Genomic DNA, 25,280 nt, shown 5'->3' on the forward strand with positions numbered 1-25,280 from the left:
ATTATGCCCTCGATGTTTATTGCTTACTGCATGCCCATCATTTGGGTCGATTGTCATGGTATCACGGCATGCATTTAGTTCAATGTAATCTTACTCCAAGATTCATACAATTTAACAGCACCAGAAAAATCATTTTCACCTTCTAATGCTAAATTTGCAGCTTGGATTAGATTTTGAGTTAAAGATAACACAGGTGTTGGCAGTTTAGCATCATGTGCCAGATCAAGTGCAATTCCTGTATCTTTAGCCAATAGAGGTAAGGCAAAGGTTAAGGGGAAACTGCGATTTAAAATTCGTTGAGGTAAAATATTTTCTGTTACTGCACTTTTTCCACTTGATGCATTAATGCAGTCTAAGGCTTCATTTAAGTCAACACCATGTGCCTTCAATACACTAAAACCTTCAGCAACAGACCAGAGGTTAACGGCTAATAACATATTATTAATAGCTTTGACTGCAAAGCCTGCACCCGACTCTCCGACATGTTTAATCAATGAACCAAATGTTTCAATTGCAGGTAACGCATGTTCAAAAGCAGATTTTTCACCACCAATCATGACCGTGAGTGTCCCTTTTTCTGCGCCAATAGTTTGTCCACTGACTGGGGCATCGAGAAAATCAACACCGATCTTTTTTAATTGGGTGGAAATTTTTTTTGCTGAATCTGGAACACCGCTCGTGCAGTCAACCCAAATAGATCCTTTTTTTAGTTGTTGAGATTCAATAATGAGTTCAACTTCACGACTGGTTGGAAGACAAGAAAAAATAATATCTGCTTGAACAGCAATATTAAGATCGACGGCTTGTGTTCCAAAATCTTGAGCATGTTTTTTTGCTTTTTCAAAATTTCGATTCCAGACATAAACCGTTTCATATTTTTTTGTTAAATGTGCAGCCATGTGAACACCCATGGCACCTAATCCAATAAATGCAACAGTTTGAGTCATGAAGATATCCTTTTAAAAGGTTTAATTAAGTTAAATAAGGGGAGTATGCAATCAATATAACGAACACGTATCAAAGAAAAAAATGATATTTCATTAAAAAGTGATACATATAGGTGACCACTCTATTAGATAGAAGCTCATAATTCATAAATTTTAAAAGGTTATATACAAGTTTGAGTGATAAATAAAGTGCTATAAATAGTTTAAAAAATGATTAATTTATTGAGTATTTTGATATATAAGCAATGGGAATAATCTTATTTTTTTTGAAGAGTATTTATGTTGGATATATGTTATATATTGTGTAATATTTAACATTAAATTATAAAAATGATAATATAAAAACTTTCGTTCTAATAATGAAACATTCTGTATTGTAGACAGTATTTATATTGATACTCAGTCCATTATACTGATTCGATAATTGAATATAAGGTAAAAAGATGAACTTTAAAACATTAACTATAGGTTTAAGTATTGCGGCATTTGCGACAATTGCAGTGGCTAAACCAGTTCCGTATCAAATTGATCCAACACATACAGCAACAGTTTTCTCTTGGAATCATTTAGGTTTTTCTACCCCATCTGCAAACTTCCGTGATATTCAAGGAACAATTAATGTAGATGAAGAAGTACCTGCAAATTCATCTGTAAATGTGATTATTCCATTATCTAGTTTAAATACGAATGTTCAAGCCTTAGATGAACATTTACAAAGTGCTGATTTTTTTGATGCAGTAAAATATCCAACGATTACGTTCAAAAGTACAAAAGTAGAAACTAAAGATAAAAAGAACTTTAAAATTACTGGTGATTTGACCATTAAAGGGGTCACTAAACCTGTCGTTTTAGATGCAGTTTTAAATAAAAAAGCAGCGCATCCAATGTCTAAGGCTGAAACAGTCGGATTTAATGCAACCACATCTTTTGATCGATCAATATTTGGAGTAGGGGCATATGTTCCGAATGTTGGAGATAAAATTACTGTAAATATTACGACTGAAGCATCAGTTAAGAAATAATATAAATAGATACAGTTGTTTATAAGATAATAGCCACCTAACAAGGTGGCTTTCTTTTGTCTAAAATTACGATAAATACTTTTTATTTTTGCTATTTTTACAGCTTTTTGCGTAAAATGAAAAGAAATTTACGCCAAGATATGAAGATTCCAAAACCTAGAAAACGTGGACATGCTTTCCGTATAGAACTGATGTTTAACGGTCAAAGAATCAGTGCTACAAGAGATACTGAAAAAGAATGTGAGCAATGCAATGCGTAAAGGCGAAATTTTAGAAATTACATGAAGTAATATTAAAGGTGATTGCGATCACTTGCCAATGACTAAAAATGGTGATGCACGTAATGTCCCTTTATCAAAAAAAGCAAAGAGACTTTTATCATTAATATCTGCAGATCAAGAAATTATTGTACCTGTAAATGAAAAGTCATTTAGACGAACGTGGCGTCGTGTGTTCTTCAGTCCATGCTCGTGTGTATCTGCTGACGAATGCATTGGCTTCAAATGGTGTATCCGAACGGCCAGAAAGTTAAAAAAAGTGATACCTGTACAGATGCTCAAGCCAAACAGTACATGCAAAATGATTTAAAGAAATTTTAAAGTATTGTAAATGAAGCTGTTACTGTGCCACTATCAATGCGTGGCAGAACAAGCTGACAAGCACTCAGCTGATGTACGGCGATTGAGTGATGGGTGGCTTGAATCAAGAAAAACCCCCAATTGAGGGCTATATATTTACTATGATCACTTAGTTAACTTTATAACCATAAAAGTATTTACTACCAGGCTCCCATTTTCTTTTTGCAATATCCTGAATGTAATCTATAACTAAATTATATTCTCTCTCAGATATTAATTGTCCATAGGAAACAGGACACTTCTCGCCACTCCAAATAGATAATAGGCTAGATATAGTTGTATCTAAAAAATCTTCTTTTTTTTGCAATGACTGTACAACTAAAGGAAATAGCTCCTGAGTTAAATTACCAATAAAGGCTAATTTTCCATCATAATAATATAAGTTTTTATTTTGTTTATTAAAAAATTCATAGAATTCTTTTTCTAATTCATCTATATCAACTTTTTCACCTAAATAATATCCAAATTCCTCTGAATAATATCCAAATGGAAAAATGTAATCAATAGTGTGTAATATTTGTTCCTCTAAAAGGGTATCTTCATATTCTTCTAATAATGCAAATAATAAAGGAATTACATTATAGGATAGTAGATCAGGTGTACACATAATAAATAAAGAAACTTCATCATATTCCGCAGTTGTCAAAAATTCACTTAAAAAAGGAATATCACTATGAACAGCTACATGACAATAAAGACGAATAGCCTGTTTTTTCAAAAGGAAATTATTAGAATTTAACATAAAATTCATTAAATCCTTTTTCCTGTGAAAATGACCAGACTTAAGATCCAAACATATTTCTGATAATAATCGAGTATCATCATTTAAATATGTCATATTCAATGATTGATCTACAGTCAACTTTGGGCCAAACCAAATACCTGGTTTCAAAATATCAAATTCTTCTACATTAGTTTCCATTATCTTAAACCTTGTTTCCTTTGCCATATTATAATTGCATTATTAGTTCAATTTTGGAGTATTTTAAATTAATACATATATTTTTTCGATTTTTTATCTACTAAAATCCCGTCATTTAAGTCAATGAGAACTAGTCATAAAATTTCAGTTTTGCAAGGGTTTTGCTAAAATTTTGCTAACACAATATTTTGAATAAAAAATAAGTTTAATATTTCGATATTTTTCAGATAAAATAGTCGTCATAATAGCGATTGAATAATATTTATAGATTTTTATAAATGATTGATAATGAAATAGAAATACATCCACTAAAACCATTTTTACCGGCGAATGGAAAGCTTTTAATGCTCGGAAGTTTTCCACCACCTCAAACCCGTTGGAAAATGGATTTCTATTATCCGAATTATCAAAATGATATGTGGAGAATTTTTGGTCTATGCTTTTTTAATAATAAAGATTATTTTCTTGATTTACCAAATAAAAACTTTCATTTAGCTAAAATTGTAAGTTTTTTAAATGAAGTGGGAATTGGTATTTTTGATACAGCCTGTCAAGTAAAACGTTTAAAAGGAAATGCATCGGATAAGCATTTACAAATTATTAAAGTAACCGATATTCAAGCGTTATTAGATCAAATGCCGAGCTGCTATCATATTATGACAACAGGCGATAAAGCGACTGATACATTAATTCAATCGATGCCAAACGGCACGATAAAACCTGAAATTGGTCAATCTGAACAGTGTCAATTATCAGATAGAATCGTAACGTTACATCGAATGCCATCATCTTCTCGGGCATATCCTTTAGCGCTAGAATTAAAAGCCAAGGCTTATAAAGTGTTTTTTACTGAAATTGGTCTTATTTCATCAAAGTTTTAAAGCGATTGATATTCATTTAACAAGTAACATTAAAGTAAGCTCCTGATACTTGAAATTAAGCATATTTTTTTGCCATCATGATGCAAATAATAACTAAGATACAGACAATGAGCATACTTAACTCAATTTTTTCATGTAAAAGCCATGCAGAAAGGATTAAACCTAGAAAAGGCTGTATGAGTTGTATTTGACCAATTTGTGCAATTCCTCCTAGTGCTAAACCTTTGTACCAAAAGAAAAAACCAATAAACATGCTAAATAATGAAATATATAAAAGTCCGATCATCGATAAGATCGAAATTGAAGAATATGACTTATGCGGTAAATAATAAAAACTTAAAACGAGCATAAATGGAAGAGCAGTAATTAACGCCCAGCAAATCACTTGCCATCCTTTAAGTTCTCGTGAAAGCTTCCCTCCTTCAGCATATGCTAATCCACAAACGATAATTGCGATTAACATATAAAAGTCTCCCAATTGTAAAGAACTATATTGTTGATCTAAAAGCATAAATCCAGCGACAAACAAGCTTCCGAGTATAGCAAAGAGCCAAAACTTGGGTTGAGGAAGTTCTTTAGCACGGAGTACTGCAAAAATTGCTGTTGAAAGAGGGAGCATTGCTGTGAATACAATTGCTCGTGCGGTTGAAATACTTTGCAAGGCGAATGCTGAAAATAATGGAAATCCAACAACAACACCACAAGAAACAATGGCAATAGATTTAAATTGTTGCAGATTTGGTATTTTTTGATGTGTGATCACTAAACAAATGAAACTGATAATTCCTGCAATAGATGCACGTGCAAAGGTTGAAAATTCTGGGCTAAAATCAACGATTGCTAATCGTGTTGCAGGCAAAGAACCTGAAAATATTAATACACCCATCAAGCCGTAAATCCAGCCAGCATATGATTTATTCATGTTAAAAACTCAAAAAGTAATATGGATATTAAAGATGAGTTTTTAATATTTTATGATATACAATTCAGTACAATTTAAAGAAACTGTTATGCTGCTGTTAGCAATACAATTGATCGAAGATGGCGTTTAAAATGACGAAAACGGAAAAGATTATAGATTTTGTTTTAGATCAAATTTCAAAAAAAATATGGATAGATGGTTCTCGATTACCTTCTGTCAGACAATTGGCTCATCAGATGAATTGTTCAGTTTCTACCGTTGTTGAGGCATATGCAAGATTGGTGGCAGAGGGAGTTTTAGAGTCAAGAGTTGGCTCAGGTTATTATGTTTTAGCTCCACGTGTGCACTATCACATCATAGAGCAAGAACTGAGCTATCATCGAGAGGTTGATCCGTTATGGATTTCTAAACAATCTTTGGAGGCAAAATCGAATATTTTAAAACCGGGATGTGGATGGCTTCCAGAAGGCTGGATGCCAGAGCAAGCTATACGTAAAGCACTTAAATTAGTGGCAAAATCTGAAACAGCTTTACTGATGAATTATGCATTACCTCATGGACATTTAGCATTACGCCAATATATTGCTCGAAAAAAAGAAATCTATGATTTGCATCTTCATCCCAATCAAATTTTACTGACAGAATCTGCAACCAATTCAATTGACTTAATTTTTAGACATATATTACAAGCGGGCGATATCATTTTAGTTGATGATCCTTGTTATTTTAATTTTTCCGCACTAATTAAAACACATCAATTAAAAGCGATCGCAATCCCCTATACCAAACATGGTCCAGATATTGAAAAATTTGCACAAGCTTTGGTATTCAAACCCAAGTTATATTTAACCAATGCAGGCATTCATAATCCTACAGGCGCGGTATTGTCTTTACAGACGGCATATCAAATTGCCAAATTGGCCGAAAAAAATAATTTACTTATTGTTGAAGATGATATTTTTTCAGAGTTTGAATATACACCTGCACCAAGGTATGCATCATTATCTGGATTTGATCATGTGATTCAAATTGGTAGTTTTACGAAAACATTATCTGCTGCAATACGATGTGGTTATATTATTTCAAATTTAGATTTAATTGATCAATTAATTGATTTGAGAATTTCAACTAACTTTAGTGCAAATAACTTAAATGCTGAGATTATCTATCAAGCGTTGATGGATCCAAGTTACCCCAAATATGTTGAATGGTTAAAAAAGCAGTTGAATAAGACAACAAAAGATACCATTCAAAAATTAGCGATATTGGGTATCCAACCTTGGATTATTCCAAAAGCAGGCATTTTTATTTGGTGTAAGTTACCAGATAGAATAGAAGCATCTAAGCTTTCGCAATTGTGCCTACAAAAAAATGTTATTTTGGCACCGAGTAAAGCATTTAGCCAATCACAAAGTACAGATGAATATATGCGCTTTAATGTTGCACATTGTATTGATAAGAAAGTGTTTGATATTTTGGGTGATGCCATTCAAGCATTAAAATAAAAGATGCTTCACGCAGTATTCTAAATAAATAGCTAAACCTGAAGTGTACAGGTTTAGCTAAATACAATGACGATAAATCTTATTTGAGGAAACGTTGATAGCCTAAGTTATTGGTAATTTCTTCATAGGGATAGTGAATACTTTCTAAAGTTTCAACTAAGCCATCAGGATTTTGTTTGGCATCAGTTGCTTCCAAACCAACTAAAACACGACCTTCAGCAGCGCCATGGTTACGGTAGTGGAATAATGTAATATTATGAGTTGGACCTAAACGCTCTAAGAATGTTAATAATGCACCAGGGCGTTCAGGGAATTCTACGCGAAATAAACGTTCATTTTCGATATCTGCATGACCACCAATTAAATAACGAATATGAAGTTTTGCGACTTCATCATCGGATAAGTCATCGACATCAAATTGGGTTTTTAATGACTCATAAATATCATGACGTTCCTTTTCTCCATTTTTTAGGCTGATTCCAACAAAAACTTGCGCTGCAGAAGCATCACTTGCACGATAGTTGAATTCTGTAATATTTCGACCATGTAAAGCACGGCAGAAATTCAGGAATGATCCTTTTTCTTCAGGAATTGTCACTGCAAAAATAGCTTCTTTACGTTCGCCTAATTCTGTACGTTCAGCAATATAACGAAGACGATCAAAATTCATATTGGCCCCACATACAATCGAGACCATATTTTTATTTTCTAGACCGTGTTGCTCAACATATTTTTTTATACCTGCTAATGCCATTGCACCAGAAGGTTCAACAATACTACGATTTTCATCAAAGGTGTCTTTAATTGCAGCACAAATTTCATCGGTATTGACCAAAACCACGTTAGGTTCAACAATCGGTCCTGAATTATCTGATTTTTGTAAACGAATAACGTCAAACGGTTTCTCACCAATTTGAGCAACTGCTGTACCATCTGCAAATAAGCCAACTTGTGGTAAAACCACACGTTCATTAGTTTCAAGCGCGGCTTTTAAGCATGCAGATTCATCGTATTCAACAGGGATGATTTTGACATGTGGTGCAACATCGCCAAAATAAGCAGCGACACCAGCAATTAAACCACCGCCACCAACGGCAACAAAAACATATTCGACATCACGCCATTGACGTAAGATTTCATTGGCAATGGTTCCTTGACCTGCCATCACCAGCTCATCGTCATAAGGTGGGATGAACGTCATGCCATCTTCTTGTGCACGCTGAATTGCATATTTATTTGCAACATCAAATGAATCACCATGTAAAACAACTTCACCACCTAAACGCTTTGCAGCTTGTACTTTAATATCTGGTGTGGTTTTTGGCATGACAATAATGGCGCGAATACCCAACTTTTGACCAGATAAAGCCACGCCTTGAGCATGGTTACCTGCTGAAGCAGTAATAACGCCACGTTCTAATTGAGATTTCGGTAATTGACTAATACGGTTATAGGCACCGCGTAGTTTAAATGAAAAGACAGGTTGCAAATCTTCACGTTTAAAACGAATGTTATTTTTTAGCCTTTCACTAATTCGTGGCGCTGCTTCGAGTGGGGTTTCGATTGCAACATCATAAACAGTTGCTTGTAAAATTTGTCGAACCAAACGAGACAGCATGTTAATTTTCCATCTAACAGTTTAAAATAGGGCTTTATTGTAACAAACCCCATTCCATTTGCGGTTTAAAATTAATGCAAATGTAAAAAATAGTTGAGTGATGTCATGAGTCTATATGCAACCCAAGATGAGAAAAAACAAGCAGCCGCACAAGCAGCTTTAAAACACTTACCGAAAGGTGGCATTTTAGGGGTGGGTACTGGAAGTACGGTTAATTTCTTAATTGAACTTTTACCTGAGTTACAGCTAGAAGCGGCAGTTGCAAGTTCAGAGGCAACCGCACAGCGCCTAAAAAAACTCGGTATTGATGTTGTGGACATGAATCATGTCGGTGGTTTAGATGCTTATGTCGATGGTGCAGATGAAATCGATCGCCATTTACATATGATTAAAGGTGGTGGTGCTGCATTAACCCGTGAAAAAATCGTGGCTTCCATTGCAAAGAAATTTGTATGTATTGTTGATGATTCAAAATGGGTCGGACAATTAGGTCATGATTTTCCACTTCCAGTTGAAGTTATTCCAATGGCTCGTTCTGCTGTTGCTCGTAAATTGGTTGCTTTGGGTGGGGATCCTGTTTATCGTGAAGGTGTGGTTACTGATAACGGCAATGTGATTTTAGATGTTTATAATCTCAATATTTTAAATGCACTTGAACTTGAGAAAACAATAAATAATATTCCAGGTGTGGTCTGTAATGGTATTTTTGCATTAAATAAAGCAGATATTGCTATGGTGGCAACAGATAATGGCATTGAAGAACGTATTGCGATATAAAAAAATCGGAGTCGATTAAATTAAGGAGCTCATGGTAAATGAGCTTTTTATTTGATAAGAATACGGCATAATATGTTCAAAATGATAAAAAATCACTTCTCGTACATCGGTTGATAAAAGAGTAAATATGACATTCAATGATCTTCCCGAAATTCAAATTAAACGTCATATTCGAGCAACGCGATTAAAACTTCGAGTAGAACCGAATCAAATTCGTCTTACAGCACCTATTCTTTGTACTCAAAAGCAAATTCAAAATTTTATTGACCAATCTACGCCGTGGTTGATTGAAACGTGGCAAAAGTATCAAGTTCAGCTTCAAGCCAGTAATCAAGATAAAACACTACCTAGTGCGTTAACATTATTTAATATTCCACAAGCAATACAGATTATTTATCAACAACAAAAATTATCCTTTGAATGGCATGAGCATTCAAATACGCTTTATATCAGTGATCGACATCCAGAACAGTATTTAAAAGCATTTATAATGGCTTATGCTAAAACTCATTTACCTATATTTTTAGAAAAAGTCAGCCATGAGATTAATCTTCGTTATGGAAAGTGTAGTGTTCGTCAAGCAAAAACTCGATGGGGAAGTTGTTCTATGCGCCATGATATTATGTTGAATAGTGCCTTAGTATTCTTGAATCAAAAATTGGTGAAATATGTGTGTATTCATGAATTAGTACATACAAAACATTTTGATCATAGTGTCAAATTTTGGGCTGAGGTTCAAAAATATGATCAAGACTATCAGGATAATCGAAAAGCATTAAAACGTAGCGTGATGCCTTGGTGGTGGTTTTAATTTGTAGAATATTTTATATTTTTTAATAAAACATTACTGATTATACTTTTCATTATTTTAAACATACATTCAGTTAGCTTTGATGGTTGTAGATAAGATTTTAAACCGTTTAAGAAAAGCGAAATGACCATTACTTTCTAAACTTGAAGAACGCTGGTATTGAGCAGATTATGTAGAACATGGACAAAACAATTGTTAGTAAAAGATCCTGATGGTTATTTACTTCAAATTGTTGAGATATTTGCTGAAAGAGTAATTAAAAATTAAGTCAACGTATTTGTATATTGGATCATTTTTTGAAAATTAGAAATTTTAAAGCAACAGATCGTCAGGGGCTCAGTGAACTTTTTTTGCAAATACGAAAAGAGAGTTGGTTTTGGCTTGATGCATCTAAATGGAAATTAGATGATTTTTCAATATATACACAAGATGAAATGATTTTGGTGGCTGAAGCTGATCAAAAGTATATGGGGTTTGCATCAATTTATCGACAAGATCATTTTTTACATCATTTATTTGTTGCACCTGAATATCAGCATCAAGGTATAGGTTCTGCATTATTACATGCTGCAGAAGCCATGTTTACTGATGTAGGTTATCTAAAATGCTTGGTGAAAAATAAGCAGGCGTTGTCTTTTTATATTCGGCATCAATGGGATATTAAGAGCTTAGGTCATAGTGCTGAGGGTGATTATTTTCTGATGGAAAAGAAAATAAGTCCTGCAAAAGACAATAATGATCATCGATAAAATACTGTGTAGAGCTACATGATTATGTAAATTGAATATGAGAGTCTAGATAGTGCTATAACGCTAAATTCCTGTTAAAACCTATTGATAATACAGCAGAGAATATCAAGATTTTTTTTTAATATATCAGTAAAAATGTTTAGAAAAAATGAAGTTCCTGTCATACTATACCCTCAGTAAATGAATACATTTAAATTGAGGTAGTTGGTGTGATTACAGTAGGTATTGTTGGTGGGACAGGATACACGGGTGTTGAGCTTTTACGCCTTTTATTACGCCACTCAAATGTAAAAGTTACTGTACTTACCTCTCGAACAGAAGCTGGACGCCGTGTAGATGATATGTTCCCAAGTTTAAGAGGACATACTGATTTACAATACTCAGATTTAGATATTGATGTATTAAAACAATGTGATGTCGTTTTCTTCGCAACGCCGCATGGTGTAGCAATGAAACATGCACAAAATTTACTTCAAGCAAATACCAAAGTGATTGATCTCGCAGCAGATTTTAGATTACAAAATTTAGACCAATTTGAAAAATGGTATGGATTACAACATGAATGTCCAGACATTTTAAAGCAATCGGTCTATGGTTTATCTGAGTTAAATCGCGAAAAAATTCAAAACGCTAATGTTGTTGGTAATCCAGGGTGTTACCCAACGACAGTTCAATTGGGGCTGGCGCCTGTACTTAAAACAGAACATGCGCTGATTAAACCGGAATCTATTATTATTGATGCAAAATCTGGTGTGTCTGGTGCAGGACGAAAAGCTAGTTTGGGCATGATTTATTCTGAGAATGCCGATAATTTTAAAGCGTACGGTCTTGCAGGTCATCGCCACCATCCTGAAATTGTTGAAGCTTTAGAAAATATTTCAGGTCAAAAAAATGTTTTTGATCATATTTTATTTATTCCACATTTGGTTCCAATGATTCGCGGCATGTTTAGTACGATTTATGTCGATTTAACGGAACAAGGCGCTAATGTAGATTTACAAAGTTTATATGAAGAATTTTATAAAAATGAACCATTTGTTGATGTGATGCCAGCTGGTAGCTCACCTGAAACGCGTACAGTTCGTGGCGCAAATCAACTGAGAATTGCGCTTTATAAACCGCATTCGCATAAATTAGTGGTGTTAGTTGCGCAAGATAATTTAGTGAAAGGTGCGGCAGGTCAAGCTGTTCAAAATATGAATATCATGTTTGGCTTTGCTGAAAATCAAGGTCTGGACGGAATTGGTTTACTACCATAACAAGGGCTTATGCATGTATTTAAATAATGGTTCAAATACATGCATTGAAAATATTTAAAATATTGGAATGCTGATGGATCACTCTAAATCAAAAACATCTCGATCTGCGAAAGTTAAAAGATCATTTTTAGAAGGAAGTACGCCGTTAATCATTGGTGCTTTAGTGCTTGTTTTGGGTGGTGGACTTGTCGGCTATACAGTTGGACATCGGCAAGGATTATCTGTAACAGGTTATGGTGCAGATGCTGAGCAATTAGCAGAAGTTGTAAAAGTACAAAAGGAACGTCTTGACTTGCAAGGAAAGATGTTAAATTCAGCTACGCAAGAGCGTGATGTAGCTGTCGCAAATGCAGAAAGTTTATTTGATACAGTACAACAAGTAAAAGCAGATCAACAACAAGTTGATAGCATGTTAAATTTATATCGCACTGTATTAAAGCAAAGGGGTGGTATTAGCTTAACAGTACAAAATTTAGGCATAAGACCATTACCTGAAAATGCTTACGAATATCAAATTGATTTACTACAGGTTTCACCAAATAATCGACGTGCGTCTGGTAGTATTGAATTGCGTTTAATTCGTGGTACAGAAATATTGGTTGTTCCTTTAGAAAAAAGCCAATTTAATTTTGAAAATTTTGAACGTCTTACTGGAAGATGGACAATGCCAAAAGGTTTTACCCCTCAATTTATTGAAGTTCGTATGACGGGGGCAGTTCCAGTTGCAAAACGTTTTAATTGGGCACGTGGTGGAGCCGTTGTTGCACCATCAGCCTTTATATCAGAGATTCCACAAGTCAAGCCTAATGTCCAGTAATGGTCTAAAGTAATAGAGATTTATGCCAATATTTAAACAGCCAATTTGCTTAAATGAAATAAAGAAAACATTTGCACAATCTGGTCTAACCGATTGGCATTTAGATGTACATTTGAGTCAAAATGATGATACTTTACATGAAGATGGTGATGTTGTAATACAAACAGCACCACCACAGTTGAAGCGTCCACCATTATATATTGTTGTTTTATTAAACGATGACTATACACCTATGGACTTTGTTATTGAAATTTTACAACAATATTTCGCAATGAATCTTGACCAAGCGACTGAAGTAATGCTAACTGTACATTATGAAGGTAAAGGTGTCGCTGGAGAGTATCCTCGAGATATCGCAGAGACGAAAGCCAATCAAGTCAATAATTATGCTCGTTCACAAGGACATCCTTTATTATGTCAGATCGAGCCTAAAAATTAAGGGGGTTGCACATGCTAAGTAGACAATTAGAAGTATCATTACGCTTGGCAGTTAGCATGGCTCGTCAAAAGAGGCATGAGTTTTTGACGGTTGAACATTTATTATTAGCCTTATTAGACAATGATTCGGCTGTCAATGCATTAAAAGCATGTGGCGCGGATATTATTACCTTACGTAAAGAACTAGAAGAGTATGTAGAGCAGCATACACCGAAGCTTGCTGAAAATAGTGATCAAGCACCTCATCCAACTGAAAGTTTTGATCGGATTTTACAACGAGCAATTTTTCATGTGCAATCGAGTGGCGGTGATCGTACAGTAGAAGGTGCAGATATTCTTGTTGCGATGTATTCAGAACGAGATTCTTTTGCTGTTTATTTATTGAAACGTCATCAAATTAATCGTTTAACATTAACTCAATATCTTTCACATGGTGCACGTAAAGAAGAAGAGCATGTAGAGGAAGAGGTTGATGAATTAGAAGGTGAGCAGGCTGCTTCTGCAAATGCGGGTCCTTTAGAGTTATATACCACTAACCTTAATGTAGAAGCATTAAAAGGTAAAACAGATCCTCTCATTGGTCGCGAAAAAGAAATTGAGCGAGCAGCACAAATTTTATGTCGTCGCCGTAAGAATAATCCTCTATTAGTCGGTGATCCAGGTGTTGGTAAAACATCGATTGCTGAAGGATTAGCTTGGTTAATTGTAAATGGTAAAGCACCTAAACCACTTGCCGATGCAGTTGTATATAGCTTAGATATTGGTGCTTTAGTTGCAGGAACAAAGTATCGTGGAGACTTTGAGAAGCGTTTAAAACAATTACTGACTGTTTTAAAGAAAAAGCCAGATGCCATTTTATTCATTGATGAAATTCACATGATTATTGGTGCGGGTTCTAGCATGGGAAGCACAATGGATGCTTCTAACTTAATTAAACCTGCGTTGGCAAATGGTAATTTAAGATGTATTGGTTCAACAACGTTCCAAGAATATCGTCAAGTATTTGAAAAAGATCATGCTTTGTCACGTCGCTTCCAAAAAATTGATGTCAATGAACCTTCTATTTCTGAAACCATTGATATCTTACGTGGCTTAAAATCGAAGTTTGAAGAATTTCATCATGTTAAATATGATGACAAAGCTTTAGTTTCAGCAGTTGAATTATCAGCAAAATACATTAATGATCGCTTTTTACCAGACAAAGCAATTGATGTGATTGATGAGGCTGGTGCTCAACGCCGTTTGAAAGCTGAACAAGACGATACAACGATTAGCATTGAAAATATTGAAGATATTGTTGCTAAAATTGCGCGTATTCCACCAAAAACTGTTTCTAAAGATGATAAAACAGTTCTAGTCAATCTAGAGCGTGATTTAAAACGGGTAGTCTTTGGGCAAGATGAGGCAATTGAAGCACTTGCATCTTCAATTAAGTTATCACGTGCAGGATTGAAGACCCCTGAAAAGCCAGTAGGAAGTTTTGTTTTTGCTGGACCAACGGGGGTTGGAAAAACAGAAGTCACGAAACAATTGGCTAAAATTTTAGGTGTAGAACTCATTCGTTTTGATATGTCTGAATATATGGAGCGTCACGCTGTTTCTCGCTTAATTGGTGCGCCTCCTGGTTATGTTGGTTTTGATCAAGGTGGTTTATTGACCGATGCAATTCATAAACACCCGCATTCAGTGCTATTGCTAGATGAAATTGAAAAAGCGCATCCAGATGTGTTCAATTTATTATTACAAATTATGGATCATGGTTCTCTGACAGATAACAATGGACGTAAATCTGATTTCCGTAATGTTATTTTAGTTTTAACAACGAATATTGGTGCTGAAAGTATTTCTCGTGTGAGCATTGGCTTTAAGGATCAAGATAACAGTCGCGATAACCAAGAAGCGATGAAAAAAGCATTTTCACCAGAATTTCGAAATCGCTTAGATGGCGTCATTCAATTTCAAGCATTACCAACGACAGTGATTGAAAATGTGGTTGATAAATTCCTAACAGAATTACAAGCTCAATTGGATGATAAAAAAGTACTTCTAGATGTAGATAAGCATGCACGTGCATGGCTTGGTGAGCATGGTTATGACCGTTTAATGGGCGCTCGGCCAATGCAACGCCTCATTCAAGAGCAGTTAAAAAAACCACTTGCTGAAATGATTCTTTTTGGCGAATTGGCAGATCATGGCGGTAACGTGATTGTCTCTGTGAAAAAAGAAAAAGGCAAAGTGACTGGTTTAAAACTAGAAGTTTATGAAGATGAGACAGCTGCCCCAGCATAATATCAGAAGTTAAATCGTTAACCCATGTCAGCATGGGTTAACTGCTTTTAATGGTACTTTAAAATTTAGGTCAATAATGGATATTCAAGTAACAAAGTTAATCAGTACATTTGTACTGTTTTTTATTACAGCAGTAGCAGAAATATTAGGTTGTTATTTTCCATATTTAATTTTGAATCAGGGTAAAACACAGTGGCTATGGATACCTACTGCACTTAGTTTAGCGATATTTGTATGGCTTTTAACGTTACATCCAGCAGCTTCTGGTAGAATTTATGCAGCGTATGGTGGGATCTATATTTTTTCAGCATTATTGTGGCTTAAATATGTCGATCAAGTTGCGCTTACTAAATGGGATTTAATGGGGGGCGCTGTTGTTATCTTAGGTGCACTGATGATTATTATACAACCTCAAGGATTAGTTCGATAATTATAGGAATTCATCGTTCGGCTCTAAGATAAAAATATAAATGAATCTTAGAGCATCGAGCTTTAAATTATAATGCTCGTTTCAAATCTGATTTATGCGCTTTCACTTGTTTAGCATATTTTTTGCCTTGCTTCTTCATTTTTCTATTGGTGTTATATGCCGTTGGACCTACATTATAATGCCCTAATGCAACAGGCATACTTCCTGCGTTTTTTTCATATTTCTTAAGAATATATGCGCCACAATTAATATTGATTGATTCATTGAATAAATCTCCAGGACAGTCACTTTGCCAAAAACGTGGCATAATTTGCGTTAAACCAATAGCTCCTGCTGGAGAAGTAACTCGACTACGGTAAGAAGATTCTTGGCGAATTAAAGCGGCAAGTAATAAAGGGTCTAAATTATAGCGATCAGATGTTTGAACAATAATGGGGGCAACGCGATTGGCTGTGTTGGAATTTACAGAATAGGCTTTTTGTAAACCTACGGAAAGTTTCGCTGAGCGTTTTGCAGGTGAACCTGAACCTAAAGAAGAACAACCAGTAAAAATAAGGCCAGTAAGAAAAATGCTGAATATTTTTGTAGAGTTTAAGAGTGAAGACCATCTGCTAAACGAAGAGAGAGTTAAATTCAACAAAATTAAAACCATGAAGTATCAAATGTCACAAGATATTAAGTAATATAGGGAAATTCGTCAATTTATAAAAAAGTCATAATTTTAGGAATTATGTATATTTCTTATAAATTTCATCATTTAAATTGACTTAGAAATATTTTTATTGGTTTTTTTGAAAAGTATTTTATAATAAATAGATCAATAATTTAAGATAGATAGAAGTATGACACCCGCCTGTAAAGTCTTAAAGTCAAATAAAATTGAATTTTCAATGCATGAATATGAACATGATGTAAATGTTAAAAATTTTGGCTTAGAAGCGGCAGATAAGTTGGGTTTATCGGTTAATGTTGTTTTTAAAACCTTAATGGTCACGGATGATAAAAATTATTATATCGCAGTTTTACCAGTGAATCATCAACTAAGTTTAAAGAAAGTTGCACAAGTATTTGGATGTAAAAAATTACATATGGCAGACCCCAAAATTGCAGAACGCTTAACAGGGTATTTAGTAGGTGGGATTAGTCCAATTGGTCAAAAAAAGAGATTAAAAACAGTGATTTGTGCTAGCTCTAGGTCACTTGAAAAGATATATGTAAGTGGTGGTAAAAGAGGGTTGGATATAGGTTTAAATCCAAATGATTTAGCTCAGGTTTTAAGTGCTAATTTTGCTGATATAATAGATGAATAATGTGTATTTTTATTAACCAAAATTTTTTATTTTTATTTTTGTTACTCACAATATTACTCACAAATAATATTGCTAAATAAATAAGCCACCTATGAGGTGGCTTTGTGATTAGAGTCTACATCAAGTATTACTGATTGAACATAGGAGTTTAACCAATAGCTTTTTCTTCCGTCTTTATGCGGCTTAACATAGCGACCCTCCCTAATTCGAGCATCAAGCGTTTCTGGTTCGATATTTAATAATCTTGCAAACTCAGCACGACCAATCCGACTTTCGTTTTTAGTGAGTAACGCTCGCTTAAGATACTGCATCTCATTAAAAATAGCTTGAAGCAGATCATTATCACGTTCTTTCATAGCACCCATCAACAAATCTCCTTTAAACTTTCTACAACACCTTCAGGTAATCCAAACACTTCATTAAAAGCTTGATCAAAACCGCCGTCAGTAATGAACTGATCAATTGAGTTTATTTGTTTGTCGGTTTCCAATTCTTCAACTTCAGAGCATTGTTTAGTCATGGGTTGGCTCCTGATTGAAATTATTCAGGGCATTTTCACAAGCTTCTTCGGTTGTTGATCCTTGCCCATTTAATAAAACTTTTCGATTAGGATCTTGTTCTCGGTTCTTACTGCAAATCCAAACCATCCATTCTGTAGAACGTGTATAAGCTAACTCAAAATAGCAGTAAGGATTGGTTTCAAGCATCTCAGCATGAATTGCCACAACTTTAGATAAATTTGGTCCACTCATTTTTTTATTCCCCCTTACAGAATTTAATTATTTGACTTTAGTGATTCGGGTAATCGTTGCCAGCGATCTACATCTAGTGAATCATGAATATCAACAATTCCATTATTATGATCAGCATACCAATCACCTTGAAATATTTGAGCTTGTAAAACCAAATATGAGCAAACATCATTACCATCTTGCAATACCAATACAGATTCTTCCTCTTTTGGTAATCCATCTTTTACGCTAATCCAGTTACTCACTTATCTTGCTCCTGTGCTTCGATCATGGCTTTGTAGGCAACTTTGAAGCTTTGTGCTGTATTTCCTGCATTAGCAGAGTTAAAAGCATCGTAAAATTTACGATAAATTTCTTGTGTCGGTTCTCTTGGCACTAATACATAAATATTTGACGTAAGGCTCTCTTTTTTACTATTCCACATTGATCCTTCACGATTATTTTCTTTCATAAGTTTGAGGGGATTCTTAGTTTTGCATTTTTCACAAAGAACAACACCATCGTCACGTAAAAGCCACGACTCTTTTTTGTCTTCATCTTTTTTCATGAGGTGAATAACATCTTGATAAGTTTCAACACCTATGCCATTCACCTCACAAAAATCATTACAGCAATCACAATAAAAGTGAGCATCATATCCGCCAACCATACCCATCACACCACCTTTTCCTGTGCTTCGATCATGGTTTTTTGTTTTACGTGATCTTCCTCAACAAACTTCTTAGCAGATTCTTTAAACTCAGAAGTCATATAGTTTAAGTGGTAAAGAACAGTGTCTTTTTGATCTTGGTGTTTAAATTCCAATTCAGGCACAATATTAAAAAGAAAATTTGCTGATAATTTAGGCACCAAAACAAACCCATCAGGCACAGCCACTTTTTTAGCTCTTAACCACATTACCCACCCAGTATTTAATGCTTCGTATGCAACCTTTCGATCTTCGTCATCGCTATTGTTTACACACTCACTTTTGATTTCATAATCACCAGTGTTTTCATTAAAATTGAAAAATGGTAGAAGGTGAGAGTGAATAAATTCAGCTTCAAATAACGGTTTTTCTTTAAGCCACACAGCCTGTTTTTTTTGAATATCCATCACGCCACCTTAAAATTTTTTGCCATTTTCAGTAAGCCGATTCTGAATCTTGTGATCAGCACGATGTTTATTAAACTCAAGCTTTTCCTGAATAGCTCCATGTAGGTCTAAACCTAGACCTCCAGCCATATCACAAATACGAATAACAGCATCTGCAAGTTCAACTTCTAGCATTGTGCGATTTGGAAGTTTGTCATCCATTAAATTTTTACGATGACCTTCCATTGCTTCTGATATTTCAGAATGAATTAAGCAGAGCATTTCAGGGATATTTCGTTTTGGTTTTTCGCCATTTTTAGATGTAAGGTCGTCGCCTGTCACTAGGTCTGTCCACCACCCAGCTTGAACATTTTGTTCATGAATTTGTTTAATAAGCTTTTCCATCACATCACCTTCAACATAATTGCTTTAGCTTTAAGGCGAAGAATGAAATCCTTGCCATGTCTTAACCAGAGATTTAAGAAAACCTCATATTTCTTTTGAGCTTCTTTATTTAAGTTGCCATGACTATCCATTTTTAGACTTGGCTTTTTAGGCTTAGTAAAAACAACTTCACCTTGAGATTTATGGATAGAGCATTTGTAGTCATCATTTGCCACAAACACAGTAAATAAAGGTTGTAGATTCGAAGGAATAATCATGCTGTCGCCCCATATCTATATGTCACGTTGTAGCAACGAACATAATTAGGTTTATATTTTTCCTTGTAACAAGCCTTACAAAGAGTTTCTAACAGTGGCTCACCAGTGATAGTGCTGTTGTAACCAGTGCCATAGAAAAATTGCTTTGTTGCTGGAAAATATTCATCACAGCCTTTGCAGTATTTTTCATTACCAAGTTCGGTCTTAATAAATAAAATATGTCTTGGGGTTGGATTTGATTTCATGACATGCTCTCCAATTCTTTACGACGCTTGATAACGTAAGACATTAGTTTTGGCTGTATATCTTGATGACGCCCAGCAACATCAATTTCCAAAGCATCCAACTCGGTCAGATCTACTGCATTTTGAATTTGGACCATTAATGATGGTGGCTCGTCATTCTTAGTTTTATTTAGTTCATCAAGCTCAACCAAACGTGCATGAATAGCTTGCATAAGTGGTTTGCGCTGTTCTTCAGTCCATGAACGTGTGTATCTGACTAATGCATTGGCTTCAACTGGTATAGATGCTTTTCTCGCACGATCGACGAGGTCATTTAAATCATTTTGGTATTGTTCATCATCTTTAGACTCGTTGTTTTCAATAGCCACATCACTTACCAGACTATCTTCAACAACATGAATAGGACCTTGTTCAATGATAGTAATTTTGGATGAGTTGATGTCTTCAACTATTTCTTGCTCAACAGTCGGTTCTGAAGCCTCAATTTTTTTACGATTTACTTTTTTTGACTTGGAAACAGGTTTCATAAATTCTTGAAAATCTACGACCTTTAAAATCAAATCATTATTAATACCCAATAAACTATGAATGGCTTTTGCTTGTTTCTGAGCATTCTCAAAGTCACGTTGAACTGAGCCGTTTTTAACAGCTGACACAAGTTCATCATATTCAGGAATAAATTGACCTTTCAAAATACTGCCAGCATTGCCAAGCAAAAATACATCCTGTCCTTCAGAGAGCTCATCCAGTGAAAATGGTTTTAAGAATGTATAGCCATTAATAGTAATTTCATCAATCTTGATGCAAAACTCATGATCACCTGTGAAAAATACAGTAGCAGGGAATTGGCTCAACTCATCAAAATCAAGCAAACCACCAATTGAGCGACATAAAACAGTTTTACCAACTTGCATTGCATTAATAGCGTCTTGAGCAGAGATTAAATTATTCATGTTCATTATCCTTTTAATGCTTTGCGTAAATATGGGTCTAGATCTGGTTGCATAATTAGCCAACGCTTGTAATCAGGCGGTAAAAACTTAATTTCTGTACCTTTGTGTTTACCAAACGTTATGTGAGTAGGGATTCGCGCAACTTCAGAAGCCTGATAAAGATCGTCAAGATTTTGAATATCAAGTTCACGTACAATGCTTTTTAGCAGCATGCCAGTGAGAAGTACGTCTTGCTTGGCATTGTGTGCTGAGCGTAATTTTTGACGAGCTAAATCACTGCCACTCAACAGCATGTAAATAAGTGCTGATAAAGAATGAGATTGAGCATCTGGCCAAGCTTTGCGAGCTAAAGCTAATGTGCAGATAACTTTGATATTTTGAGTAGAAACGCTACACTTATTGATTGCTTCAATATCGTAGTCAATGTTATGACCAACGATGTATTTAACATCGTCAGGCAAAGTGAAAGTTGTATAAAATGGCTTACCTGCAATATCTGATTCAAGGATGTGGTGCACAGCCATAGCGCCGTATGCAATCGCTGCATTGATAGAAAAATATTCATCAAATGCTTGATCAGCAAAGATAGAAACCTCACGGTTGTTTAACTGAAAGGGCACGTACGCAATTTCAATAGGAAGACCTTTAAGATCATGTGTTTCAGTATCTAAAATAATTGCGTTCATGCAGTCATGCTCACTTTTGCTAATTTTTCGATTTCCGCTTTTGCGTTATCCAGTGTGTTTTGATCAATTTCAGTGAGTGCATCAATTCCTAAATGTTCACATACCGATTTAGTATCTAAACCACGTTCAGAAATAAAGTCTTGGAGTTCATCACGCTGAGCATCCGTAATTCCTGTAAATTCAGGTGGATCTATCCAACGATTGGCATTTATGTCAAAGGTACAGCCAAGTTCTGTTGCACGATTCTTCATGGCTAAACGCATGTTTTGATAATAGAAATGCTGTTTATCCAATGCCTCAGTAAGCTGATTAACATCACTTGAATATTGAGCTTCAGCACAGCTTTGCATGAAGTTTTCTAATTCTTCATTGGCTTTAATAAGTGCAAGTTGATCAGGTGTAAGCGTATTAATATGATCCTTAGCTTGTTTAATTAGATCGGCTAAAAATGTAGGATTGGTTTTTAAGTCAGGCACCCAGACATCACCTGTCTCACCACCTAAAGCACCTGCATTCTTAGCATGATGGGTGGGGCAAGGCTTAAAGTTAATAACACGTTCATGTTTACCGTCACTGGTTGAGACCGTGGTTAGATATCCCATGATGTCGGCAATACGATAAAGCTCATTGCGGTTTTTACCGCCTAAATCAGGACGATAAATAATTTGTTCGCCGTTTTGATCTTCAGAAGCATGTGCGATAAAGACTACATCTTTACCCATACTGATTAGGGTATTCACATACTGCTTAAATGTTTGGTTTGCCAGTCCTTGAGCTTTTAACTTTAGTGCACCATCTTTTTGACGATTGGTTGCATTTAATAAGAGGTGAGTCTTAATACTTTCAAGCATTGCACCTACGGTATCAATCACAATGGTATTAAAAGGAGCTAAATCTTGTGGGGTTAAATCAGCAACATCAGACCATTGTTGAACAGGAACCACAGCACCACGACGTAATTCACCAGTACGATGAGCACCACGATCGAAGTCAAAAGAAATAGCTTTGTCACCTGTAAAGCCCATTGAGGTTTTACCTAGACCAGGATCAGCATAAATATAAGTAATAATGGCACTTACATTAAGTGTTTGGTCTGCAGCAATAATATTTAGCGCCATTACACAGCCTCCACTAAGTTATTCTTTTCAATAAACGTCGCTAACAATAAATTGATATTGCGGTGATCGTTGTAATCAGTGAAATCGTTATATGACTTGCCTTTTGAATCTGTGATGCTATCAATGGCAAGGTCAGTGATATCAATTGCTGTGAATTCAGAACCAGTTACGCCGTAACTATCAGGGTGTGATTCAAATTTGAAATTAACTGCAATGCGAAAACCATCAACATTAACAATTGCGGTACCTGAATTTTTACCTGTAATTTGAACAGACTGAACGCCGTATGACTCGGGTTGAGTAATGCTATATGTGGGTGTGTATTCAGTAGAATGAGAAAGAGCAGTAATGCTAGTAGGAATTGCAATCAAGACGCTAAAGGTGACAGCAGCAGTAAGCACTATTGTCGTAGGCTTGAAAGATTGAGTGTTTAAGTTCATAATGACCTCGTTAGTTTGAAAAAGCACACATGATTTCGCCGTCGGTGTGCTTTTTTGTTGTCTATGAGATAAATACTAACTTCTGTTACTACTATTAGTCAATACTAAAGTTAGTAAAAAGTTAACTTAATATTAGGTTAAGTTTCCAATTGTGCTGCAAAAAATAAAAAAGCCCACTTGGAGTGGGCTTGATAAGAAATAAATACACTTTTGTTAAGTGGTGATCAAAACAATGTTTTTTTTGATTAAGTTATTGTTTATAAATAATTACAGGGTGGTGACCAAAACCCTGCAAAGCGAGGAGGGCACCACTAAATCAATCCTTAGAATACTTTTCCAAAAACTCATCAACCCATCCTTGTGCTACATCAAGATTAGTGATGTCAGTTAGCTTTAGATTAGTACCTTCTGCTTCGTTAAAACCCTCAATAATGGCTTCAAAAATATTTGCTTCGTTAATGACTTCCTGTGCCATTTCCGCAGCGTCATAGCTTTGTTTAGCTTTTTTAAGTGAGGCTATTTGTTTGTTAATTCCTTCATCAATTTTACCTAATGCTAATTTAAATTCTTGACGATTAATCGTTAGCGCCGTTTTGGATTTATTGAGTGTTGCGATCATAATATTCTCTTTTCTTTAAGAAATTTTAATTCCCCAGTTTGTTGAACTGACGACTTTCTTTCTAAAACAGGTTAACTCTATTTTTATTCATGAGAGTTTCTTAAATATCACCATCATAGGAATGGGATACATATCTCCCAATAATGCCTATATGTTCAAGTTGATCAGGTTCTACAATCTCACGTTTATACAAGGGATTATCACTATCAATAACTAAAGCACCATCAAATCTTTTAGAAAGACGTTTAATTTTTAGCTCATCACCATATCGAATAGCATAAACGCGTCCACTTTGGACTTGCTCAAGTGTATTGATTGACTTATCCAACATCACAACACTTCCATTCCTGATGTTTGGTTCCATGCTGTCTCCATCAATATCCACCGTGACTAGATTCTTAGGTGATATTTTTTTCTTATGAACCCAACTCAAGGGTTGAGCAGAACCTGCATTACACTGACTTGGCTCATATGCAGCAGTTCTACCATTTCCAGCCGAAAACTTAACCTCTACATGGGGAATAATAACATATAGATTTGGGTCTAGGTCTTCTGGTGACTCCCACGCAAAAACAGGAGTGCCTTCTTGATTATGATGAGGTTTAGGCTCTTTCCCAGTCAACAGCCACTCATCTGAAACATCTAACAACCTTGCAATTTCTTTCAAGGAATCAGCCTTGGGAATATTTTCACCACGCAACCACTTTGTTACAGCCGCAGTTGATTTTTTGGTAGCTCTAGCAATATCTGCTTGTTTAAGTTTTTTTTCATCAAGCTTTGACTGAATGCGTTCATGCAAAAACATTATGCAATCCTTTAAAAAAATACTAACTAATGTTAATACATAATATTGAAACTTAGGTAAGCATGTGCTAACTTGCATTAGTAATTATTGCTAACTTAAATAAGTCGAATGAAAACTTTAGATTTAATGGTTCACTACCAATGCAAAACACGACGTTCTTTATCTAAAAAAACAGGATTCTCCGAAGTAACCCTATGGAAATGGGAGAAGTTCGGTATTCCACTCAAAACCCAAGCAATGTTTGAGGTGCTTTCTAAAGGGGAGCTTAAGGCTGATCTACAAGTTCTAAGCGCCTAAACCCACCCACAAATTATCGTTCACGGCGACTCGAATAGAAACGTGAATAAATTTAAGGATTCACATATGGAAATAAGTAAAGAAACTAAAACTGCCATACATAAGATGATCAGACATACACCAGGCATTTCACCCAAAGATATTTCTGAGCTTACAGGTGATTCACATAACACTATGTGTAATTACGCGAATCCAAACATGCCTGATCACTTGCCAAGTCTTAAAAAGCTAGAGGCAATGATGATGTTTACTCAAAATCCAGCTGTTTTAAAGGTTTGGGCGCATAAATTAGGT

36 protein-coding genes are annotated in these 25,280 nt (G+C 35.1%); 16 read left to right on the plus strand and 20 right to left on the minus strand.

Translation table 11 applies throughout. The annotated features are described in order from the left end of the window. Nucleotides 1-74 precede the first annotated feature (74 nt). A complete protein-coding gene (locus B9T31_RS14670; RefSeq protein ID WP_086182682.1) occupies nucleotides 75-947 on the minus strand; it encodes an NAD(P)-dependent oxidoreductase in 873 nt (290 codons plus the stop codon). Between the two features lie 443 nt (nucleotides 948-1,390). Here B9T31_RS14670 and B9T31_RS14675 point away from each other — a divergent pair, with 443 nt between their 5' ends. The 3 genes from B9T31_RS14675 to B9T31_RS18265 are packed head-to-tail and all read left to right on the plus strand — an operon-like array spanning nucleotide 1,391 to nucleotide 2,557. Next, nucleotides 1,391-1,969, plus strand: a complete 579-nt coding sequence (locus B9T31_RS14675) for a YceI family protein (protein WP_086182683.1) — start codon at nucleotides 1,391-1,393, stop codon at nucleotides 1,967-1,969. Between the two features lie 56 nt (nucleotides 1,970-2,025). After that, nucleotides 2,026-2,229, plus strand: a complete 204-nt coding sequence (locus B9T31_RS18075) for a hypothetical protein (protein ID WP_228146056.1) — start codon at nucleotides 2,026-2,028, stop codon at nucleotides 2,227-2,229. 52 nt (nucleotides 2,230-2,281) lie between these two features. Then, complete coding sequence (locus B9T31_RS18265; RefSeq protein WP_171264771.1) at nucleotides 2,282-2,557, plus strand: hypothetical protein; 276 nt, start codon at nucleotides 2,282-2,284, stop codon at nucleotides 2,555-2,557. 159 nt (nucleotides 2,558-2,716) lie between these two features. On the opposite strand, the gene imm47 is transcribed toward B9T31_RS18265, so the two are convergent. Next, nucleotides 2,717-3,529, minus strand: a complete 813-nt coding sequence (imm47, locus tag B9T31_RS14685) for an Imm47 family immunity protein (protein WP_086182684.1) — start codon at nucleotides 3,527-3,529, stop codon at nucleotides 2,717-2,719. Between the two features lie 278 nt (nucleotides 3,530-3,807). Here imm47 and B9T31_RS14690 point away from each other — a divergent pair, with 278 nt between their 5' ends. Continuing rightward, complete coding sequence (locus tag B9T31_RS14690) at nucleotides 3,808-4,410, plus strand: uracil-DNA glycosylase family protein (protein WP_086182685.1); 603 nt, start codon at nucleotides 3,808-3,810, stop codon at nucleotides 4,408-4,410. A gap of 55 nt (nucleotides 4,411-4,465) precedes the next feature. Here B9T31_RS14690 and B9T31_RS14695 read toward each other — a convergent pair whose 3' ends face one another. Continuing rightward, the gene (locus B9T31_RS14695) at nucleotides 4,466-5,332 is read right to left on the minus strand and encodes a DMT family transporter (protein ID WP_086182686.1); all 867 of its coding nucleotides are present in this window, start codon (nucleotides 5,330-5,332) and stop codon (nucleotides 4,466-4,468) included. A 131-nt stretch (nucleotides 5,333-5,463) separates the two neighbouring features. Here B9T31_RS14695 and B9T31_RS14700 point away from each other — a divergent pair, with 131 nt between their 5' ends. Beyond that, on the plus strand, nucleotides 5,464-6,837 hold the full coding sequence (locus B9T31_RS14700) for a PLP-dependent aminotransferase family protein (RefSeq protein ID WP_086182687.1): 1,374 nt from the start codon (nucleotides 5,464-5,466) through the stop codon (nucleotides 6,835-6,837). Nucleotides 6,838-6,916: 79 nt separating this feature from the next. Here the strand turns inward: B9T31_RS14700 and ilvA are convergent, their stop codons facing one another. Beyond that, the gene (ilvA, locus tag B9T31_RS14705; protein WP_086182688.1) at nucleotides 6,917-8,455 is read right to left on the minus strand and encodes a threonine ammonia-lyase, biosynthetic; all 1,539 of its coding nucleotides are present in this window, start codon (nucleotides 8,453-8,455) and stop codon (nucleotides 6,917-6,919) included. Nucleotides 8,456-8,560: 105 nt separating this feature from the next. Between ilvA and rpiA the strand changes: the two genes are divergently transcribed. From rpiA to B9T31_RS14745, 8 genes are all read left to right on the plus strand, one after another. After that, nucleotides 8,561-9,232: a ribose-5-phosphate isomerase RpiA gene (gene rpiA / locus B9T31_RS14710; protein ID WP_086182689.1), complete on the plus strand. Its 672-nt coding sequence runs from the start codon at nucleotides 8,561-8,563 to the stop codon at nucleotides 9,230-9,232. Nucleotides 9,233-9,359: 127 nt separating this feature from the next. Continuing rightward, nucleotides 9,360-10,043, plus strand: a complete 684-nt coding sequence (locus tag B9T31_RS14715; RefSeq protein WP_086182690.1) for a YgjP-like metallopeptidase domain-containing protein — start codon at nucleotides 9,360-9,362, stop codon at nucleotides 10,041-10,043. Between the two features lie 296 nt (nucleotides 10,044-10,339). Beyond that, a complete protein-coding gene (locus B9T31_RS14720) occupies nucleotides 10,340-10,792 on the plus strand; it encodes a GNAT family N-acetyltransferase (protein WP_086182691.1) in 453 nt (150 codons plus the stop codon). Between the two features lie 209 nt (nucleotides 10,793-11,001). Continuing rightward, nucleotides 11,002-12,051, plus strand: a complete 1,050-nt coding sequence (gene argC, locus B9T31_RS14725; RefSeq protein ID WP_086182692.1) for an N-acetyl-gamma-glutamyl-phosphate reductase — start codon at nucleotides 11,002-11,004, stop codon at nucleotides 12,049-12,051. Nucleotides 12,052-12,124: 73 nt separating this feature from the next. Then, the gene (locus B9T31_RS14730; protein ID WP_086182693.1) at nucleotides 12,125-12,868 is read left to right on the plus strand and encodes a DUF6776 family protein; all 744 of its coding nucleotides are present in this window, start codon (nucleotides 12,125-12,127) and stop codon (nucleotides 12,866-12,868) included. A gap of 22 nt (nucleotides 12,869-12,890) precedes the next feature. Next, nucleotides 12,891-13,307 carry an ATP-dependent Clp protease adapter ClpS gene (gene clpS, locus B9T31_RS14735; protein WP_086182694.1) on the plus strand — a complete coding sequence of 139 codons (417 nt, stop codon included), beginning with the start codon at nucleotides 12,891-12,893 and terminating at the stop codon, nucleotides 13,305-13,307. Nucleotides 13,308-13,318: 11 nt separating this feature from the next. Continuing rightward, entirely contained in the window at nucleotides 13,319-15,595 is a 2,277-nt protein-coding gene (gene clpA / locus B9T31_RS14740; protein ID WP_086182695.1) for an ATP-dependent Clp protease ATP-binding subunit ClpA, read from the plus strand. A gap of 76 nt (nucleotides 15,596-15,671) precedes the next feature. Next, the gene (locus tag B9T31_RS14745; protein ID WP_086182696.1) at nucleotides 15,672-16,025 is read left to right on the plus strand and encodes a YnfA family protein; all 354 of its coding nucleotides are present in this window, start codon (nucleotides 15,672-15,674) and stop codon (nucleotides 16,023-16,025) included. Nucleotides 16,026-16,092: 67 nt separating this feature from the next. Here B9T31_RS14745 and B9T31_RS14750 read toward each other — a convergent pair whose 3' ends face one another. Beyond that, on the minus strand, nucleotides 16,093-16,677 hold the full coding sequence (locus B9T31_RS14750) for a lytic transglycosylase domain-containing protein (RefSeq protein ID WP_086182697.1): 585 nt from the start codon (nucleotides 16,675-16,677) through the stop codon (nucleotides 16,093-16,095). A gap of 190 nt (nucleotides 16,678-16,867) precedes the next feature. Between B9T31_RS14750 and ybaK the strand changes: the two genes are divergently transcribed. Next, on the plus strand, nucleotides 16,868-17,335 hold the full coding sequence (ybaK, locus tag B9T31_RS14755; protein ID WP_086182698.1) for a Cys-tRNA(Pro) deacylase: 468 nt from the start codon (nucleotides 16,868-16,870) through the stop codon (nucleotides 17,333-17,335). An 89-nt stretch (nucleotides 17,336-17,424) separates the two neighbouring features. Here the strand turns inward: ybaK and B9T31_RS14760 are convergent, their stop codons facing one another. The 15 genes from B9T31_RS14760 to B9T31_RS14825 form a co-directional block, all read right to left on the minus strand. Beyond that, entirely contained in the window at nucleotides 17,425-17,700 is a 276-nt protein-coding gene (locus tag B9T31_RS14760) for a hypothetical protein (protein WP_086182699.1), read from the minus strand. Further along, nucleotides 17,700-17,855 carry a hypothetical protein gene (locus B9T31_RS17830; protein WP_171264772.1) on the minus strand — a complete coding sequence of 52 codons (156 nt, stop codon included), beginning with the start codon at nucleotides 17,853-17,855 and terminating at the stop codon, nucleotides 17,700-17,702. The genes B9T31_RS14760 and B9T31_RS17830 overlap by 1 nt, the downstream gene beginning before the upstream one ends. Next, the gene (locus B9T31_RS14765) at nucleotides 17,848-18,087 is read right to left on the minus strand and encodes a hypothetical protein (protein WP_086182700.1); all 240 of its coding nucleotides are present in this window, start codon (nucleotides 18,085-18,087) and stop codon (nucleotides 17,848-17,850) included. Before B9T31_RS14765 ends, B9T31_RS17830 begins: the two co-directional genes overlap by 8 nt. 23 nt (nucleotides 18,088-18,110) lie before the next feature. After that, nucleotides 18,111-18,332 carry a DUF551 domain-containing protein gene (locus B9T31_RS14770; protein ID WP_086182701.1) on the minus strand — a complete coding sequence of 74 codons (222 nt, stop codon included), beginning with the start codon at nucleotides 18,330-18,332 and terminating at the stop codon, nucleotides 18,111-18,113. Continuing rightward, nucleotides 18,329-18,742 (minus strand): hypothetical protein, encoded by a 414-nt coding sequence (locus B9T31_RS14775; protein WP_086182702.1) that lies wholly within the window; start codon nucleotides 18,740-18,742, stop codon nucleotides 18,329-18,331. Before B9T31_RS14775 ends, B9T31_RS14770 begins: the two co-directional genes overlap by 4 nt. Beyond that, on the minus strand, nucleotides 18,742-19,182 hold the full coding sequence (locus B9T31_RS18085; RefSeq protein WP_228146057.1) for a hypothetical protein: 441 nt from the start codon (nucleotides 19,180-19,182) through the stop codon (nucleotides 18,742-18,744). The genes B9T31_RS14775 and B9T31_RS18085 overlap by 1 nt, the downstream gene beginning before the upstream one ends. Before the next feature lie 9 nt (nucleotides 19,183-19,191). After that, nucleotides 19,192-19,566: a hypothetical protein gene (locus tag B9T31_RS14785; RefSeq protein WP_086182703.1), complete on the minus strand. Its 375-nt coding sequence runs from the start codon at nucleotides 19,564-19,566 to the stop codon at nucleotides 19,192-19,194. Beyond that, complete coding sequence (locus B9T31_RS14790) at nucleotides 19,566-19,823, minus strand: hypothetical protein (RefSeq protein WP_086182704.1); 258 nt, start codon at nucleotides 19,821-19,823, stop codon at nucleotides 19,566-19,568. Before B9T31_RS14790 ends, B9T31_RS14785 begins: the two co-directional genes overlap by 1 nt. Continuing rightward, nucleotides 19,820-20,068 carry a hypothetical protein gene (locus B9T31_RS14795; RefSeq protein WP_086182705.1) on the minus strand — a complete coding sequence of 83 codons (249 nt, stop codon included), beginning with the start codon at nucleotides 20,066-20,068 and terminating at the stop codon, nucleotides 19,820-19,822. Before B9T31_RS14795 ends, B9T31_RS14790 begins: the two co-directional genes overlap by 4 nt. Beyond that, the gene (locus B9T31_RS14800; protein ID WP_086182706.1) at nucleotides 20,065-21,021 is read right to left on the minus strand and encodes a hypothetical protein; all 957 of its coding nucleotides are present in this window, start codon (nucleotides 21,019-21,021) and stop codon (nucleotides 20,065-20,067) included. Before B9T31_RS14800 ends, B9T31_RS14795 begins: the two co-directional genes overlap by 4 nt. 5 nt (nucleotides 21,022-21,026) lie before the next feature. After that, nucleotides 21,027-21,707 carry a 3'-5' exonuclease gene (locus B9T31_RS14805; protein WP_086182707.1) on the minus strand — a complete coding sequence of 227 codons (681 nt, stop codon included), beginning with the start codon at nucleotides 21,705-21,707 and terminating at the stop codon, nucleotides 21,027-21,029. Then, on the minus strand, nucleotides 21,704-22,825 hold the full coding sequence (locus tag B9T31_RS14810; protein WP_086182708.1) for an ATP-binding protein: 1,122 nt from the start codon (nucleotides 22,823-22,825) through the stop codon (nucleotides 21,704-21,706). The genes B9T31_RS14805 and B9T31_RS14810 overlap by 4 nt, the downstream gene beginning before the upstream one ends. Next, entirely contained in the window at nucleotides 22,825-23,265 is a 441-nt protein-coding gene (locus B9T31_RS14815) for a hypothetical protein (protein ID WP_086182709.1), read from the minus strand. Before B9T31_RS14815 ends, B9T31_RS14810 begins: the two co-directional genes overlap by 1 nt. Before the next feature lie 316 nt (nucleotides 23,266-23,581). Next, nucleotides 23,582-23,884 carry a hypothetical protein gene (locus B9T31_RS14820; RefSeq protein ID WP_086182710.1) on the minus strand — a complete coding sequence of 101 codons (303 nt, stop codon included), beginning with the start codon at nucleotides 23,882-23,884 and terminating at the stop codon, nucleotides 23,582-23,584. A gap of 100 nt (nucleotides 23,885-23,984) precedes the next feature. Then, nucleotides 23,985-24,689 carry a S24 family peptidase gene (locus B9T31_RS14825; protein WP_086182711.1) on the minus strand — a complete coding sequence of 235 codons (705 nt, stop codon included), beginning with the start codon at nucleotides 24,687-24,689 and terminating at the stop codon, nucleotides 23,985-23,987. Between the two features lie 108 nt (nucleotides 24,690-24,797). Here B9T31_RS14825 and B9T31_RS14830 point away from each other — a divergent pair, with 108 nt between their 5' ends. Both B9T31_RS14830 and B9T31_RS14835 read left to right on the plus strand, forming a co-directional pair. Continuing rightward, nucleotides 24,798-24,986, plus strand: coding sequence for a hypothetical protein (locus B9T31_RS14830; protein ID WP_086182712.1), 189 nt, complete (start codon nucleotides 24,798-24,800; stop codon nucleotides 24,984-24,986). 66 nt (nucleotides 24,987-25,052) lie between these two features. Then, the coding region (locus B9T31_RS14835) for a phage regulatory CII family protein (protein WP_322853503.1) at nucleotides 25,053-25,280 on the plus strand (228 nt) is incomplete at its 3' end.

This window comes from Acinetobacter sp. ANC 4558, from assembly GCF_002135375.1.
GTDB lineage: Bacteria > Pseudomonadota > Gammaproteobacteria > Pseudomonadales > Moraxellaceae > Acinetobacter.

What these genes read in the sequence shown, in the direction of transcription:
- B9T31_RS17830 (WP_171264772.1), bottom strand. Translation starts at nt 17,855, where the DNA reads ATGACTAAACAATGCTCTGAAGTTGAAGAATTGGAAACCGACAAACAA.
- B9T31_RS14760 (WP_086182699.1), bottom strand. Translation starts at nt 17,700, where the DNA reads ATGGGTGCTATGAAAGAACGTGATAATGATCTGCTTCAAGCTATTTTT.
- B9T31_RS14690 (WP_086182685.1), top strand. Translation starts at nt 3,808, where the DNA reads ATGATTGATAATGAAATAGAAATACATCCACTAAAACCATTTTTACCG.
- B9T31_RS14670 (WP_086182682.1), bottom strand. Translation starts at nt 947, where the DNA reads ATGACTCAAACTGTTGCATTTATTGGATTAGGTGCCATGGGTGTTCAC.
- B9T31_RS14830 (WP_086182712.1), top strand. Translation starts at nt 24,798, where the DNA reads ATGAAAACTTTAGATTTAATGGTTCACTACCAATGCAAAACACGACGT.
- ilvA (WP_086182688.1), bottom strand. Translation starts at nt 8,455, where the DNA reads ATGCTGTCTCGTTTGGTTCGACAAATTTTACAAGCAACTGTTTATGAT.
- B9T31_RS14675 (WP_086182683.1), top strand. Translation starts at nt 1,391, where the DNA reads ATGAACTTTAAAACATTAACTATAGGTTTAAGTATTGCGGCATTTGCG.
- B9T31_RS14700 (WP_086182687.1), top strand. Translation starts at nt 5,464, where the DNA reads ATGACGAAAACGGAAAAGATTATAGATTTTGTTTTAGATCAAATTTCA.
- B9T31_RS14800 (WP_086182706.1), bottom strand. Translation starts at nt 21,021, where the DNA reads ATGAATAATTTAATCTCTGCTCAAGACGCTATTAATGCAATGCAAGTT.
- B9T31_RS14785 (WP_086182703.1), bottom strand. Translation starts at nt 19,566, where the DNA reads ATGGAAAAGCTTATTAAACAAATTCATGAACAAAATGTTCAAGCTGGG.
- clpS (WP_086182694.1), top strand. Translation starts at nt 12,891, where the DNA reads ATGCCAATATTTAAACAGCCAATTTGCTTAAATGAAATAAAGAAAACA.
- B9T31_RS14695 (WP_086182686.1), bottom strand. Translation starts at nt 5,332, where the DNA reads ATGAATAAATCATATGCTGGCTGGATTTACGGCTTGATGGGTGTATTA.
- clpA (WP_086182695.1), top strand. Translation starts at nt 13,319, where the DNA reads ATGCTAAGTAGACAATTAGAAGTATCATTACGCTTGGCAGTTAGCATG.
- rpiA (WP_086182689.1), top strand. Translation starts at nt 8,561, where the DNA reads ATGAGTCTATATGCAACCCAAGATGAGAAAAAACAAGCAGCCGCACAA.
- B9T31_RS18085 (WP_228146057.1), bottom strand. Translation starts at nt 19,182, where the DNA reads ATGGATATTCAAAAAAAACAGGCTGTGTGGCTTAAAGAAAAACCGTTA.
- B9T31_RS14795 (WP_086182705.1), bottom strand. Translation starts at nt 20,068, where the DNA reads ATGAAATCAAATCCAACCCCAAGACATATTTTATTTATTAAGACCGAA.
- ybaK (WP_086182698.1), top strand. Translation starts at nt 16,868, where the DNA reads ATGACACCCGCCTGTAAAGTCTTAAAGTCAAATAAAATTGAATTTTCA.
- B9T31_RS14815 (WP_086182709.1), bottom strand. Translation starts at nt 23,265, where the DNA reads ATGAACTTAAACACTCAATCTTTCAAGCCTACGACAATAGTGCTTACT.
- B9T31_RS14715 (WP_086182690.1), top strand. Translation starts at nt 9,360, where the DNA reads ATGACATTCAATGATCTTCCCGAAATTCAAATTAAACGTCATATTCGA.
- B9T31_RS14745 (WP_086182696.1), top strand. Translation starts at nt 15,672, where the DNA reads ATGGATATTCAAGTAACAAAGTTAATCAGTACATTTGTACTGTTTTTT.
- B9T31_RS14810 (WP_086182708.1), bottom strand. Translation starts at nt 22,825, where the DNA reads ATGGCGCTAAATATTATTGCTGCAGACCAAACACTTAATGTAAGTGCC.
- B9T31_RS14825 (WP_086182711.1), bottom strand. Translation starts at nt 24,689, where the DNA reads ATGTTTTTGCATGAACGCATTCAGTCAAAGCTTGATGAAAAAAAACTT.
- B9T31_RS14765 (WP_086182700.1), bottom strand. Translation starts at nt 18,087, where the DNA reads ATGAGTGGACCAAATTTATCTAAAGTTGTGGCAATTCATGCTGAGATG.
- B9T31_RS14750 (WP_086182697.1), bottom strand. Translation starts at nt 16,677, where the DNA reads ATGGTTTTAATTTTGTTGAATTTAACTCTCTCTTCGTTTAGCAGATGG.
- B9T31_RS14775 (WP_086182702.1), bottom strand. Translation starts at nt 18,742, where the DNA reads ATGGGTATGGTTGGCGGATATGATGCTCACTTTTATTGTGATTGCTGT.
- B9T31_RS14820 (WP_086182710.1), bottom strand. Translation starts at nt 23,884, where the DNA reads ATGATCGCAACACTCAATAAATCCAAAACGGCGCTAACGATTAATCGT.
- B9T31_RS14805 (WP_086182707.1), bottom strand. Translation starts at nt 21,707, where the DNA reads ATGAACGCAATTATTTTAGATACTGAAACACATGATCTTAAAGGTCTT.
- imm47 (WP_086182684.1), bottom strand. Translation starts at nt 3,529, where the DNA reads ATGGAAACTAATGTAGAAGAATTTGATATTTTGAAACCAGGTATTTGG.
- B9T31_RS14790 (WP_086182704.1), bottom strand. Translation starts at nt 19,823, where the DNA reads ATGATTATTCCTTCGAATCTACAACCTTTATTTACTGTGTTTGTGGCA.
- B9T31_RS14730 (WP_086182693.1), top strand. Translation starts at nt 12,125, where the DNA reads ATGGATCACTCTAAATCAAAAACATCTCGATCTGCGAAAGTTAAAAGA.